Genomic DNA, 15502 nt, shown 5'->3' on the forward strand with positions numbered 1-15502 from the left:
GTATAAAGGACAAATGTGCCAATTTTATGGGCAAGGCCACGCCGATTACGACGAATAGCCTCAATTCGTCGACCTTTGGTGCCGTGCAAACGGATTCTCAGGCATGGCATTTCATCGTCAACCCAGCCGCGGGTGGTGGTAAGGCTCGACAACGGTGGCGGACGCTGTTACCCAAATTACAAACGGCTTTCCCACGTATGACCTTTGCCGTCAGCACCCCCGCGACCAGTTTAGGGGCGCTGGCGCAGGATGCCGTGCGAGAGGGCAAACACCACCTCATCGGGGTGGGGGGAGACGGAACGCACCACCAGATCCTCAACGGTTTGATGGTAACGGGAATGATCAGTAAGGTCGTCTACGCTCCGCTGGCCCTCGGCTCGGGGAATGATTGGGCGAGGTCCCTGGCCACCCCTCGCAAATTGGACCATTGGTTGGATCACTTCGAGAGTGGTTCGATCCAAAGCCAAATGATTGGCCACCTCACCTTCCCGGAAACGGGGGCCGAACATTACTTCCTCAACGTAGCGGGGTTTGCCTACGACGCCGAAGTCGTCCGCATCGCCGCCGAAGAGCGGGTACGTCACCAGTGGATGTATCCAATCCTGGCACTGAGTTACCTCTCCGAGTATCGGCCCCCTACTGTGTGCGTTTCCCCAAAACCTGGCACCCGCGGCAGCGCCCAGGATATTTGGGAGGGCGATGTGCATACCATTAATGTAGGAGTCGGGCGCTATTCCGGTGGAGGAATGCAATTCGTGCCCCACGCCGATCCGTTTGGCCACCAATTGGCGCTAACGGTAGCCCAAAAACTACCCCGTTGGAAGGTGATGGCCAACAGTTGGCGCTTCTATGCCGGAAGCATTGGCCAGGTGAAGGGTGTCCGAACCAGCCACTTAAACAGCGTTCACCTGCAGCCTACCGCCGGCACCCTAGAGTGTGAAGCCGACGGCGAATGGCTGGGCAGTGGCCCCGTTACCGTTTCCGTGGCACGTGACCGCCTCCGCGTACTAACGGCTATTTAGCTTCGCCCAGGATACGCTCCAAAATGCGTAGCGTGCACAAGTAAACCGGCTTCACGCCAGATACACCGAGCGGGCCCGAGGCCAACGTATGGCCGGTCTGTAGCGGATTATCCGAAGCGTAATACGCGTAGCGCAACTTAAGATCAGGATTGACGGACCGGCGAATGTGCGTCGCCGCCTGGATGGCTTTCTGGTAATGTGCGCCCTCCATTTCCAGGCCGGCTGCCCGCCAGGAACTGGTGAGGAAGTAATCCAGAATGGGTATGTTTTGCAGACTCGTCCCGAGTACCGTCACCATCGGGCCGGTATATACGCCGAGGCCCTGATCCTCAAAATCGGCGGCGCTGAAGTCATTTTGGAAGGGGTAATTATCCGCCGTTCCTTCAAAGATGTGGGCATCGGGTACCATGATGTCGCCCTTCTTCCCCTCGAGAATACCGGCCTTTCCCATGATATTGATGCTCTCTACCGGCATGTCGTATACCCGTCCGGATGCGGGGTCGTGATAAGGGCGGAGGAGTTCGTCCATGCTCTCGTACGCCTGCTCGCCGAAGGCGTAATCCATTACCAGGATGACCGGCGCCTGGTCCGGCACCCGCGTGGGGCGAAATCCAATTTCGGCGCTGATCACCTTCGGGTCGAAGGCCGCCGTATCGAGGATCTGTACGCCCAGGTTCGTGCCGCTCGTATCTGCAATCTCCGTCAGCCCATTCTCGAAGGCTAATTTGAATACTTCCGGACGCAAGTGCTTGAATTCCGCCTGGCTCATGGACCGGGCGTACTCAAACATTCCCTTCAAGTTTTTAATCTTGCCGGAAAGGGCCGCCGGTGAAAAGAGGGCATTGACGACGCTGTGCAAATTGGCGCTGATGATGTGCAGGGGCCGCTCGATCAACTTGCGCTCCAGGAGCACTGCCTTGATGTTCTCCGCCCAGAGTTCGCCGTGGTAATGGTGGCCGGTATTTTCCCGGAGGGTATTGGAAAAGGATATCTCTCGGTCGTCATTCTTCTCCTCTTCGGCCTTTGCCAGTGAGCCCAACCAGTAGGTGATGTGGAAAAGGCTGTTCACTTTTTCTTCGGCGGCAAACCGCTGGCAACTGCTGACGACTTCGTTATACGTCCGCCCCAATAAAGTGCTGAGGTAGGTATAGGCCGTCTCCAACTTGAATTCGCGGCCAATCCGTTCATCCTCCACAATTTTGCCGAGTAGGGCCCACTCCCGTTTGGGTCGGCCCTTGCTGTCGAGACTGTTGCGGTAGATTTTCGTTCCTTCGGCGTACAGGAAAGTGAGATGGGTGAGGATATCGTAAATATCGCTGCGGCCCCGCGTCATTTCGATGTACATTTCATTGTTATCGATCCGAAAGGCATTGCGCCGCCGGGCCGGAGCAACGATGGGTTCGAAGTGGCTGTTTTCGTACCCTTCACGGCTGATGAGTTTCAAAAACTGACATTCCTCAATTCCCTTCGGTAGGCGGGTCATGACGTAGTGCAGACCGTTGAGTTCCACCCGCTCCTCGTCGGCAATCGTCCCGTATATCTCGGGTTGTAGGACCATTAGGTTGTCCATCAGCGTCTTTCCACTCATCCCACCCGGCTTGTAACTGCCGCGGATCAGCAGGTGACGCATGGCGATATAAAGCCGCTGTACGGCGGTGCGAGATTCTTGGGCGCGGGTTCTGGTGGGCATAAAAATTCTTGTTTTCGGAATAAAATCACCTATCTTAGGCAAAAGGTACCACCCTTCGCAACTATTTGTGGCGGGCGGGCTTCCTATCACCGCGTGGCACGGCGAGTAGTTGTGTACACGTGCGTTTAAAGAATTGTTGACCCCACCCAGTATTGAAATATTTAGTAGGCGATTCCTACCGTCTCTCAAGAAAAAGCTTTCGAGTTTTCTGCCCCTCATGCTTCACGGTATGAGGGGTTTTCTGTTAAGGAAAAGCCCCTCCGTTCGGTTGAAGGGAGGGGCTTTGCAATCTGGAATCAGATCCTTGTAATCTGTTTGGATTATTTGATCTCAAACAGCGACTGGTCGATGTCGGTATTGACTTTTGCGTCGGTCACCTTCATTTCGATGGGGAATGGGGCAACGCCGGTCATTTCCATGGAGTAGGGGAACATCACGCCACCTACCTCGCGGTAGTCACTCAGCTCAAAGGTAGCCGTAACCGGACCTTGGGGCTGTACGTAGCGCACTTGGAGACCACTCTCTACGTCGAAGTAGTGCTGGCTAGTCCCACTCGCCTTTTTAGCAGAAATGACGATCACGTCTTTACCGTTGATCTTCTCCATGCCGCTCACCTCCAAAATATCAGGGGTATTCAGGAACTCAGCGATGGGGAACAGGGCGGCCTGCTCAGCCATGGCGTTGGTGATCTCGTCGCTCTCCGGCATCATTTGGCCCTGTTGCATCATCATCGCCTTCCCGTTGTTGTAACGCTGGTCGGCGGCGACCTGGCCCATCATTTCGGTCTGGCTGGAGAAGAGTTGCCCACCTTCTTTATACATGGTCTGCTTCATGGTCATACCCTGGATGGTGGCCTCCATGACCATTGCGTAGTTATTCACCTTGGCCAGTGCATCCTTGCCACCGATGGCGTCAACGTACTTCATGATGACGTCCTTCGGGGAGACATCGGTCGGCGCAGCCATGGCGGCCATGTCTACCATTTTGCCGTTCTCATCGTAGTAGTTCACCTTTCCGCTGGCGGCAAATTTGGCCAGTTTATCGGCAACCGCCTTATCGCCGACCACGATGATGTGGACGTTGTTGGGGCGAATTACATCTTCGGCTACTTCCAGTAAATCGTTAGCGCTGGCCTTTTCTACTTTTTGTAAGTAGGTAGGGTAGAAGTCGCGGTCCAAACCGTAACGTACCGTGTTCAACGCGTAGCTGGCGATGCGTTGGGGGCTTTCCAGTGCGCGGCCGAAGGAGCCGGTCAACTGAGCTTTGGTGCGGGCCATTTCCTCGGCGGTAACGGGCTCGGAACTGATCTTGCGGAGTTCATTCATAAATTCCATCACGGCGGAATCCGTCACTTCGGAGCGTACGCTGGAGTTAGCGGAGAAGCTACCCACCAGTTCGTCGTCGTTTACGCTGGAGTAGGCGCCGTAGGTGTAGGCTTTGTCCTCCCGTAGGTTCTGGAACAAACGGCCGTTGAAGCCGCTACCCAGGATGCGGTTCACGATGTCGGCACGGATAGCTTCCTTAGTTCCCGGTTCCAGCTCTACCGGAGAGGTAATTACGATGTTGGACTGTACGGCACCGGCGCGAGGAACGAAGTTTACGGTCGTACCCTCAGGGGCGGCGGGCATGGGGAAGTCCGGCTCGGGAACAACTTTGGATTTCCAACTACCAAAATGCTTTTTGGCCATCATCTCCGCTTCGCTGCGGGTGAGGTCACCCACCATTACGAGGTAGCTGCGATTGGGTACGAAGTACGTGTTGTAGTATTCCTCGAGGATGGGCAGGTCGATCTTTTCGAGCGACTCTTCCGTCATGAGCTCACCGTAGGGGTGGTTTTCACCGTAGGTCAGTACGCGACGTACGCGGCTAGCGATGGCATCGGGGTTACCCAGTTGGCTCTTGAGACCGGCGCGGGCGTCATCCTTTACCTTCTCCCATTCTGAAGCCGGGAATTTGGCGTCCAACACAACGTCAGCCATCAGTTTGATGACGTCATTCTTGTACTTGGAGATGGTTGCTGCGTAAGCGCCACTTCCACTAGTGGAGAGGCTGGCACCAATGAAGTCGACCTTCTCGTCGATCTGTTCCTTGGTCATCGTGGAGGTCGCCCGGCGGAGCATATCGCCCATCATACCGGAGGCACCGGCGTAGTCACCCTCTAAGTGCGGTGGCACGTCGATGTAGAGCTGGTAGCTCACGCGTGGCAGCTTGTGGTTTTCCACGAGAACGACCTGGAGGCCATTATCCAGTGTGAAATCCTGAAAATCGCCGAGTTGTATTTCCGGGGCTTCCCCTGGTTTCGGGGCCATTTTGCGGAAATCTTCCTGCGCGGTCATTTGGGCGCTGACGCAGGTGCACAGTAATAGGGCAAGAAAGCCATTAAATATATTCTTCATTTGTTAGTTGTAATCGTTATTGAAAGTGTTTGGAGTAGCGAGTGTCGAGTTGCGAGTTTTAAGTATCGAGTTGCAAGTATCAAGTAGCGAGTACTACTCGCAACTCGCTACTTACAACTTGCCTACTTACTTAGACGCTTCTCCCGGCATCCAGTACAGGACGACGCGGTTATTACTGTTGTAGTACTTCTTCGCTACCCGCTGGATGTCCTCGCGCGTGACGGCGTTAAACCGCTCTGTTTCAGTATTGATCAGGTTGGCGTCACCCTGGTACATTTCGTAATCAGCAAGGCTCTCGGCGATGCCGGACATGGAGCCGTAACCGCTGATCGCGTCCACTTCTACGTTATTCTTCAGCTTTTGGAACTCCCGCTCACTGATGAGTTGGTTCTGCAGTTTCGCTACCTCGGTATCGAAGAGCCCCTCGACCATCTTCAGGTCGGTACCCGGCTTGACGATGGCAAAAGCAATAGCTAGGCCCGGCGCCTGGGTGAAGCTTGGGAAGGTGCCCGCCTGAACGGCGACCTGCTTCTCGTCCACCAATACTTTATTGAGGCGGGAGCTTTGCCCGGAGCTCAGTACTTGATTCATAAGGCTGATGGCGTAATAGTCGGGGTGGTTGCGCTCCGGCGTCCGGTAACCCATCACGAGGGCGGGTAGGGGAGCCTTGGAGTCGTACACCGTATCGCGGACTTCACCGGCTAGTGGCGGCTCCACGATGGTAACACGGGGTGGCTCGGCGCCGCGGGGGATTGTACTGAAGTACTTCTCTACCAATTTCTTGGTTTCGTTAATGTCAATATCTCCGGCAATGGAGAGGATCGCGTTGTTGGGCACGTAGTAGCGCTCGTAGAAGAGTTTGTAATCCTTCTCTTCGGCGCTCTCCAGATCCTTCATGTAGCCAATGTTGGGATCTTTGTAGGGATGCTTCGTAAAGCCGTGCTTGAACAGTTCGTAGAGCAGGGAACCGTAAGGTTGGTTATCCATCCGTTGGCGGCGCTCTTCCTTCACGACGTCGCGCTGCGTATCTACGCCTTCCTGGGTCACCTTAGCGTGAAGGAGACGCTCGGATTCTAACCATAAGCCCAGTTCCAATTGATTGCTGGGGAGGATCTCATAGTAGTAAGTCCGGTCCTGGCTGGTATTGGCGTTGAGTACACCACCAGCATCTTCTACGTATTTAGCGAATTGGCCACGTTCAGTGATGTTTTCCGAACCTTCAAATAGCAGGTGCTCGAAGAAGTGAGCGAATCCCGTCCGGCCTTCGAAGGAATCTTTACCACCTACTTCGTACATGATGGAGACGGCAACGATGGGGGTTGACCGGTTTTGGTGCAGGATGACCTTCAGGCCATTATCGAGTTCGTACTTGGTGAACTCAATGTTCGTCTTTTGGGCATTCATTCCGGTTACCATTAGGCAAGCGAACAATAGTCCACAGCATTTTTGTAAAATCATAAGGAGTGGTTGATTAGTGGTTGAGTCGTTAACGGGTTAATGAGTGTTCCACCTTCCAAGAGGTAGAAGCATGAACAATAGAGCAACGTGTTTTGGGCCTTTGGGTTGGAAATACACCCGGTAAACCCTACGTACACGCACAATAAGTCGACCAAAATGCCATTGGCGACCGACCAACAAAGAGAAAACCCTTCCGCCGCAAGGCAAAAGGGTCTCAAAAAAGGGTTTCGGTGTTTGTTTCATTTCTCTGCTGCGACGTAATCGACGTCAAAACGGGTGCTTATTGCTGGACTTTAAAGAATATCTTTTACGGTGCGTTGGCTCAAATCTAGGGTTACCATTTGGACTTTTGCCGCCGCCTGCTCTATAGACGTAGGGGAGGAGCGGCTTCGTTGGTCAACTCTTAAAATGAGTTAAGAAGATGCACCTAAATTCCATTTTGGTGGCTGGGAATTGCATTAACGATCGAAACGACCAACAGGTGCTTGACATTCATCGCTAAAGAATTTTAACGTTTGCCGTCAAAACAGGAGCGCTTCTACCCAAATTGATGGATAGAAGCGCTCGGATGCTTAGCGAATTAAAAAAGCGTTAAGCCATTATTTGGGGAGGAATTACTCCGTTACCAAACGGCTGGGGCTACCGGTAGCCGCCCGGCGCAATTCCATTTCTTCAGCGTATGCCTTGGGCGTGAGTTCCGTAAAGTCCTTGAAGACCTTGTAGAAGGTACTCTTGTTTTTAAAGCCGGAACGCTGGGCAATGCCGAAGAACGTCTGGTTGTAGTAGTCTCCCCGATCAATCTGCCGTTTGACCTCCTCAATCCGGTAGTTATTGATGAAGCTCAGGAAATTGCAGTCGCCGTAGTGGTTGATCACCTGGCTCAGGTACTTCGTATTGGTATCGAGACGGATGGAGAGCTTACGCAGGGTCAGGTTAGCGTCGAGGTACAGCTTTTCCGCCTGAACGATTGATTTGATTCGTTCGAAGAGGCGAACCTCCGTAGCGCCCCGTAGGCTACTCGTCCGGTAGCGGTGGTCCAGGTTCATTACCGAGATCTCGCTGTCGTTGGGCGTGCGGCCGTGATCTACCTCGAAAGCAAGGAAGTTGACGAGTTCGTCGTGCTTGTCGAAGATGGGATGAATGACGAGACGGCACAGGTAAGGCTCACCGTTCTTACGGTAATTGGTGATGGTTTCCTTGAAGGATTCCCGACTAGCGAGACCTTTGCGGATGCTTTCTACCACGTCCGGTTCCGTGCCGGGGCCCTGAAGTACCTGGCCGGGCTTCATGCCCAGTACCTCGTGCAGTTCGTAGCCAGTGATGTACTCAAAGTCTTTATTGACCCAGAGTATGGATTGCTTGGCGTCCGTTAAAATTGTAGCAACATAGTTCATGATGAGAGGTGGTGTGACGTTCACTTACGCTACAAAGCAAAGATCGGTGCGAAAAGAAGAATAGCTAAAGAATGACCACGTGGTCCCTCTAAAGATACGGTTATTTGATCGGGCAAGTCACTGGGTAGGAGGCTGGGCACTCAGGAAATCGCAAAAGCAAAGAATAAGGAAGCGGATTTAAAGAAAATTTTTAGCCAAAAGACTAGTTTTGTCGCAACCTAGTATGTAATCAACATTACAAAGGTATGAAAAGTTGAATGCTTCTTTACGCGTTTAGCCACGAATATCTTTCTCCCTAAACCCGATCTATGGTTGTCTACCCCAATCCTCAACCTCACGCTGACAATTTTGCTTTCAGGGGATTGGGTAAGGAAGAGTGGCTCTGTCAAATTATCAGTCAGGCGGTCGCAGACGGTAAACAGGTAGGCATTAACCACTTTGATGCCACGGCCAGGGATCGCGCCTTCTACCGCATTGGTGAACTGAGGCAAATGCAGGATAGGCCATCCAGCGTCGTTGTTAGGAGGACCGTTTTCGGGCAGTATACCTTTAGTGAAACGGTAGGCATTTGGCTGCAGAGTGGCCGCAACTCCGCCGCCCTTTTACTCAGTCCTTTTCTGGATACTGAAGGCTTTACCTTTGACGCCGCCGAGTACCTCGACCTCAAAGACCGCCTCCAACTAGCCGCCCGGAAATACAGCGCTGCCTCGGATAGCGCTCAGGGGCTCGGTAACCTGAACACTGGCTTCTTTCGCCACCAATCCGCCGCCGAAGCTGCCACCTTCATCCAACAACAGGTTGCCGCCTTTATTGCCAGCGGCGAGGCACTACAACAGGATTACCTAACGGCCATCAACCGACACGCTCGCGAAGGAAGTTTTGCGGCCCGGGAAGCTATCCGGCAGAACGCTGCTGAACTGTCTGCCTTTTCTGCGCAACTAACCCAAGCTACCCAACTAGAGGGGAGAAAGCGGAAGCGTTTTCTCAACGATTGGCTCCAGCAGTTACAGGCTTATCAATCCGCCGCCAGTCGCTCTCCCTCCGCCGCACCAAAGGGAAAGGATATCCGTAGCTATCGCGTCCTGCTCGACCCGGAATGGCAAGCCCACAATGCCACCATTGATCAGCTAGACCGCCATTTGAGGGAAACCGCCATTGCGCTAAGCCCGGAAACGGTTAGCCGTGATGTCGCGGTATCCGAAAACCTGCGCCACTTGGCCCAACGGCTGGAAGATTTTTTGCGTAGCCTCGACGAGGTGGGGCTCTACCAACTCCCCCTCAGCACTTCCAGCGCCGCCACGACGCCCCGGCAACTGGGCATCCTGGAGCGCGTCGTGGAACAATTACGGACGACCCGCACCCACCTGCCCAAGTTCCCAGCCTTCTACGAACGGCAAACCTTTTGGTACGCTCAACCAGCTCGTCTGCGGCGCATCTTAGCTCCCCTGCTCGAATTGCCCCAGGAGCAGTGGGAACCTGCCTTCACGGCCTGGTACTTCGAGCGGTGTCTCGACCGGGAGACGCAGCCCCAGGCCGGTCAATCGGAAGACCCAAAGGCCAACGCAATAATACCGGGAGAAGTCTTTGATCTAAATGAGCACCCCGAACGCCCAGCGGACTTACGGGTCGACTTCACCGGCTCGGCCACACCAGCTCCCGATCAATATTGCGCTTTCCCACTTTCGGAGGTAACCGCCCCTCATGTATCCATTGCCGGTTCCCCCTCCGCCACCCTGTTTTTCGTTCAACCTTATTACCATCACCTCGCGCCGCAGTGGCAGACCGGTGCGGCTACTGAAACGGACGTTTTAGTCATTGCCATCGACGGTCGGGTAGCTACGCTATCGGGTGATCTAAACGTAAAGGGTAGTAGCCTTGAGATCACCCTTCCGAATAACTTCAGCCCCGACGAGCGCGACTGGTTTTTGCGTAACTGGGAACAGCTTTTTACTGATCGAAATGGAATAACTTTATACCATGACTGGTCCGATGCCATGGTCACTTCCGCGTTACTGAGCGACGGGTTATCGGCAGACTTTCTGGCTGCTATCCTCATTCGCGCTGCCTCCGCCGCCATGGCTACCCCATTCGATTCCGCGGAAATGGCGGCCATTGGTAATGAACTTTGGCGTCGTCTTAGCATCCCGTTGCCCGATCCGCATCCCCTCACCGAGGCCATTGCCCGCTACCTGCGCCGCCGTGATTTTCCTGACTTCGTTGCGGCCCACGAACCCTGGCGCGATACTTTTTTGCCCCTTGTAATCACGAGCAAAACATCCGGAAGGAAGACGGTCTATCTGCCCGATGGCCAGTTACCAGGGGGCGCTGCCGCGGGTGCTAGGCGGGAGATGCTAGCAACGGTTGGCTACGAAATAGTGAATTTGGATGCTTACCAGATCTGGCGATCTCCCGACGCGGAATTGAAACGACTATTTGGGGTGTAAAGCATGAGCCAATCTGTCTATCTGCCCTCCCGCTCCTTTCGCTTACGGTCCCGCCTGAGTGAGGCGAAGAACTCCTTAAAGGTGTCGAATTCTCTACGCCAGGATATACCGGTACCGATCTCCAGGCGGCCCGCGCTCACAATGTCCGGCTCAATCCTTTCGTAGAACCGCAGACGTAGCGTCCGGGCATCGTTGAGGATGTATTCTATGGCCAGATCGTTACCAATAAAGGTGTTAGAGGAATTGAGGCCACCCAGCTGGTTGTTATTAAATACGTTCAGGTCATTACTGATCCGCAAGCGGTTATTAAAATCCCGACTGACGGTGAAACCGAAAGCACTGCTCCGCCCGTCCGCACCGTCCGCAATGGAGGTGTTGCGATAAGAGTTGTACGCAAAGTCGAAGTCGAAGCCTGAGATAAAGGCGTCCTCCCCAAAGGCATTTTGCACGAGATTATTGATCAACAAGCTGAAGTAGTTGGAGAACCATTCACTCAGCGTGTTGATGGCCGCATCCGAAACTCCAAATGATAAATCCGACGGCAGAAACTGCCCCGCAACGATTAGGCCGAAAACCTGGCGATTCAGTTCGTTCTGGTCCAGCAGTAATTGCTGGCGTTTGTTGTTCGCGTAATTCTGTAACTGAGAATCCAGGTTAGGGAAGGCCAGGTCAAAGTTGATGTCCGGCTTGGTCAATAGCCCTTTCAGCTTGAGGGTAAGATCGACGTCGGTAGCCCGGCTAGCGTTGGTCAACACGGTTTGGTCTGCGTTCGTCGTGAGGTATTCCTGAATGAAGTTGAGGATGGGCGTTCTCAGGTTTTCGTAGTCGGCCTCTAGGTCAAGGGTAGCTTCGAAGGGGTCTCCCGTCCAGGTCACCTTCCCGCCCGGCCGAACGGAAAATTCCTTGTTGAGGAAACGCTGGAAGGTGAAGAGGTAACTTCCCTGCGTGATGTTGTAGTCCCCGTACATCTCCAGGTTCCCGTCACGCGGGATGTTGAGGGATAAGTTGCCATTTCCCTGCCCACGCAGGATGTCTCCCACCTCTTCATCGAAGATGATTTCGCCGACGGCCTGTTCGGTGACGGTCAAATCCATATTGAGGCTGACGCCAGTAGGCTCGGTGGCTTGGCGGACTGGTTCATCGATGTACACCCCGCGATTAACGAAGCGGATATCGTCCATCGGCCCGGCGGTGCTACTGTAGTTTACGGGGATGCTCAGTCTGGAGTCCCTCCCCACGGTGGCATTTACGTAGATATCCGTCTGCCGGAAGTTTCCGGTGAATCTGATGAAGCCCTGCCCTAGGACCGTTCCAAAAAAGAGGGGATTATCGCCCGGGGCCAGTTCAAGGGCGAGGAATCGATTGGTCTCGATCCGGGCGTTGAGGCCCAGGTTTTTTAGCCGATCGTGAGTGACCCCTCCACTAAGGGTAGCGACGTTACCGAAACGGTCCTTTAATTGGCCACCGGCGAGGTCGAAGAGGTTGTTATTGATCCGTACGCGGTTCCGGTCGAAAGTATAGCGGGTCTTCAGGTAGTCGATCGTCATTCCACCGTTGGAGGCTTCGATGTAGCCGCCTACGTCTAATTTGTTAGTGGGACCATTTACACCGAGCCGGGCGTCAAAAACGCCTTCAATATTGGAGACCGATCCTCCCACCCAGTACCGGGCCAAACGCAGTGGGTAACCCGCAATGTCGACGTCCATATCCAAATAACCTTGCACCTGCGACAGCGCCGGATTATCTACCAGGTCAGCTAAATTGTACCGAGCACTGGTGATGAGTTGCGCGGTATCCTGCGTGAGGGTCATGTAAGCATCGACCTGGCTTTTAGGGTTCTCGGCCCGCAAATCAGCGCGGAGGATGCCGTAATCATCACCGTTCATCCGGAAGGTATCTGCGCGCAATTCTGCCTTAATACCCTGTTGCCGAAAGACGTCGGCTACGGATACGTTGACGTCGATGTCTCCACTGAAATCCAGCGGTTCGTAGCTCCAAAGGGAATCAATGAGGCCGAGATCCAAATTTTGGAATTCCAAATTGAGGCCTTTATCTCCGTACTTATTTAACTCGATCTGGCGCCGACCGCTGCGCAAGGAGAAATTTTTGGTATCAATGTAGTCCGGGCCGAATACCAGGAAATTCCCCGGTCTTGTCGTCCAAACCTGTTGGAAGATCTCGATGTCGGACTGGCCAAAGCGCAACTCAAAATTCTGCTCGTCGGGCAGGCTCAACGTGCCGTCGAGGCTGATGCGGCTCAGTAGTTTATTGTCGGCGTCCGCACCGTAGGAAAGCCCGAACGTAAGCTGGTCATTATCGATCAAACTCTGCAGCTTGACGAGGTTGAGTAGGTGGCGGCCCTTCACGAAAGTGGAATCAAAGGCCACGTCCACCTCCGCTTCACCCTGATTGCCCGTCAAATTGACGAGGAACTGCCCAGTACGAATATCACCAAACTCGAAGGAGGGGCCGGATAGGGCTACCTTAAGCTCATCCGAAAAGCCATCATAACGCCCTTCGATGTTGATGTCGCGCAAGGGGCCCAGGGTGGGGGCGATGAGCCGATTCAGCCCACGGGAGTCACTGATGGCCAGGTTAAAACTAAACCGATTCGGCGCCGGCACCCGGCGTGGCGGGTTGATTTTGAGGCGTGAAGTCCAGTCCGGATAGTACTCCGTGAGGTAGCGCGTGAAACTGGTAGTAACCTCCTCAATGTCAAAACGGCCAATGATTTGCCCATTCAGAAGGTCGCTTTTGATGTCGATGACTTTAGCCCCATCGGAGTTGAAGCTCGAAGCGGCGGAAAATCGGTCGATAGGAATGTCGAGCGTGTCCAACAGGATATTGAAGCTGTCAAGAAGTACGGTTCCTTCCATTTCGCTGAAGTCCGTCCCCAGTAGATTGAGGTCGATATTACCCGCCAGCGTGATCGGCTTGTTGCCGAGGTTCAGCGCCAACAGATCCAGCTGTTTGATGGATGCGTCGAAGTCAAAAATGGGAATGGTATCACGAAAGTCAATCCGCCCCAGGAAGTTGAGGTCAATATTATCGTCCGATATGTCGAGGCTCCCGTTGAAGAAGCGCTCTTCCAACCGGCCGTCGATGAGGGCATTTTCGTAGCGGTAGCCCCGGAACGTAAAATTGGCTACCCGCGCCGCAAGATCCGCGCTGGCCGCCGTCGGTTCCAGCCCCACGCCGTTGTTGACCGATCCGGTAAAGGTGACCTTGCCGAACTCCTCATTACCCGTCCAGGCACCAAGGTCAAATTCGTTGAGGGCCAGGGCACCACTGTAGGTGGCGGGCCGGTTGTCGTCCAGCACGAGGGCCATGTTAAAGTCGGCCGCCCCGATCTCGGAAGTCAGTTGGCCCGTGGCTACGAAGTCGGTGAAGAAGCCATCGAAACGGCCGGAGAGCCGCAGGTTGCCCAGTTGGTCTACGTTGGGGGGAAGGTCCAGCGTCGGGATCAACCTGCGGATGGTAGATACATTGGTCGTCAGCCGGCGCAGATCGAGGTTGAGGGATTCCGAACCGGGCCGGGCCAGGTTACGGGAACCAAAGCTGCCGACGAAGCGGGTATTACGGTCCAGCGTGAGGTCCACGTCCCGTCCCCTTAGGTTATTGACTTTGCCACTGAAGTCTCCCGCAATGGAGATCTGGCTACCACGGTTATCCCGGAAGAAGGGGTTGAACCGCAACTTGCGGGCAAAGTAAAGCACGTCCCGCACGGCCACCCGGCTCTGCTTCACCTTGACGGTCATGCGTACCTCATCGTTGAATTCGATCCAGTCATCCCAACTACTAAATCGGAACCGGAGTGAATCGGATAGCCGACTCTGGGCCGTCACCAGGTCGAGGTCGTACAACTGAAGTTCGGTAGGGGTGATCTTGAGATCCTGCACACTCAGGCGGTCCAGCACGAAGCCGGACTTTTCTTCGAGGGAAAGGTGCTTGAGTGCGCCCAAAAAATTACCGTCCTGGAAGTCCACGTCGATCAACTCCAGATCGATATTGGACATTCCGAGACGGGCAAAGTCAACGGCGGAGATGTCCGATTTGGCGATCGGCTCCTTGCGGTAATTATTGAGCGTGTAGGCGCCGTCGATCACCTCTACGCTGTTAACGAGGATGCGCAGGGCATTGGAATCCGCCGCCTGCACCATACTGTCAAGTTTGATCAGGGCTTCCGGAAGTGGATTGGGAGGGATGGACGTCTGGGTAAAGCGGGGCTCCCGCAGTTCCATGTCCGAGATCCGCAGCTCCTTATTGGGTAAGTCCAACGCATCAAACCGGATGACGCCAGACGTGAGGGAGGCATCAAAACGCTGTCCCTTCACACTGTCGTTCTGGACGAAGTTAATGTTGAACAGATCCAGGTGGTCAAGCCTGATGTTGAGTGGGTTACTTTCCTTGTTGGGGTTGGCCGGAAAGAGTTTGTTGATCGCCGTGGTGAGATTGGTCTCCGCATCACCGAGATCTCGTCGGATCTGAAACCGCGTGTCGCGGATGGTGATCTTTTCAATGGCCAGGCCCGAGAGAAAGTCGAAATCGGCTTCCAGGCTGCCACCGTAGAGGAGCGTATCTCCGTATTTATCCTCAACGAAGAGGTCCTCAATCGTCAGTTGGTCCAACCAGGAAAGACGCACCTTGCCAACCGTGACGTTCGTCTCCAGTGTTTTACTAACGCGGTGGGTAACGAAGTCCGCCAGCGCGTGCTGCACGGCCGGTAATTGGAACAACAGAAATAGAAGAATGACCGCTAGCACGAACCACACGACTACCTTCCGCACCACCGACCAGCCCCTCCGCTTCTGGCGGGGAGCCTCCGAGGGGGGCGTAGTTGTGGGAGTGGGGTCTTCCTTCATTATTCAGTCTGCGAAAATAGGGCGCGTACCACCAGCTACGGGGCTCACCAAAGAATAAGGCATACGTTTGGTGAAATAGGACACCTACTTGCAACGGAATAACGGGACGGGTACCGCAAATGATCTAAGGCGGCGCTGCTCTTAACTGACTTTAATGTCCAGCATCAGAGCAACCCCCAATCTGCCTGCTTGACCTGCTGAAGTGTCTCTGGATCTATTACCCATGTCCGCAGTGT

Annotated in this window: 7 protein-coding genes; 2 read left to right on the forward strand and 5 right to left on the reverse strand. The window is 54.3% G+C overall.

The features are described 5' to 3' along the window. Positions 1-26: 26 nt before the first annotated feature. Positions 27-1022: a diacylglycerol kinase family protein gene (locus A3850_RS09585; RefSeq protein WP_068215974.1), complete on the forward strand. Its 996-nt coding sequence runs from the start codon at positions 27-29 to the stop codon at positions 1020-1022. On the opposite strand, the gene A3850_RS09590 is transcribed toward A3850_RS09585, so the two are convergent. The 4 genes from A3850_RS09590 to A3850_RS09605 form a co-directional block, all read right to left on the reverse strand. Next, entirely contained in the window at positions 1015-2712 is a 1698-nt protein-coding gene (locus tag A3850_RS09590; RefSeq protein ID WP_068215975.1) for a hypothetical protein, read from the reverse strand. The genes A3850_RS09585 and A3850_RS09590 overlap by 8 nt on opposite strands. Positions 2713-3032: 320 nt before the next feature. Further along, entirely contained in the window at positions 3033-5108 is a 2076-nt protein-coding gene (locus tag A3850_RS09595) for an insulinase family protein (protein WP_068215976.1), read from the reverse strand. Between the two features lie 126 nt (positions 5109-5234). Beyond that, positions 5235-6512 (reverse strand): pitrilysin family protein, encoded by a 1278-nt coding sequence (locus A3850_RS09600; protein WP_231915304.1) that lies wholly within the window; start codon positions 6510-6512, stop codon positions 5235-5237. A 668-nt stretch (positions 6513-7180) separates the two neighbouring features. Next, positions 7181-7960: a PAS domain-containing protein gene (locus A3850_RS09605; protein ID WP_068215978.1), complete on the reverse strand. Its 780-nt coding sequence runs from the start codon at positions 7958-7960 to the stop codon at positions 7181-7183. 308 nt (positions 7961-8268) lie between these two features. Between A3850_RS09605 and A3850_RS09610 the strand changes: the two genes are divergently transcribed. After that, positions 8269-10404: a hypothetical protein gene (locus tag A3850_RS09610; RefSeq protein WP_068215979.1), complete on the forward strand. Its 2136-nt coding sequence runs from the start codon at positions 8269-8271 to the stop codon at positions 10402-10404. Between the two features lie 17 nt (positions 10405-10421). Here A3850_RS09610 and A3850_RS09615 read toward each other — a convergent pair whose 3' ends face one another. After that, complete coding sequence (locus A3850_RS09615) at positions 10422-15266, reverse strand: translocation/assembly module TamB domain-containing protein (RefSeq protein WP_068215981.1); 4845 nt, start codon at positions 15264-15266, stop codon at positions 10422-10424. Positions 15267-15502: the final 236 nt, after the last annotated feature.

It is taken from the genome of Lewinella sp. 4G2 (assembly GCF_001625015.1).
Classification (GTDB): domain Bacteria; phylum Bacteroidota; class Bacteroidia; order Chitinophagales; family Saprospiraceae; genus Neolewinella.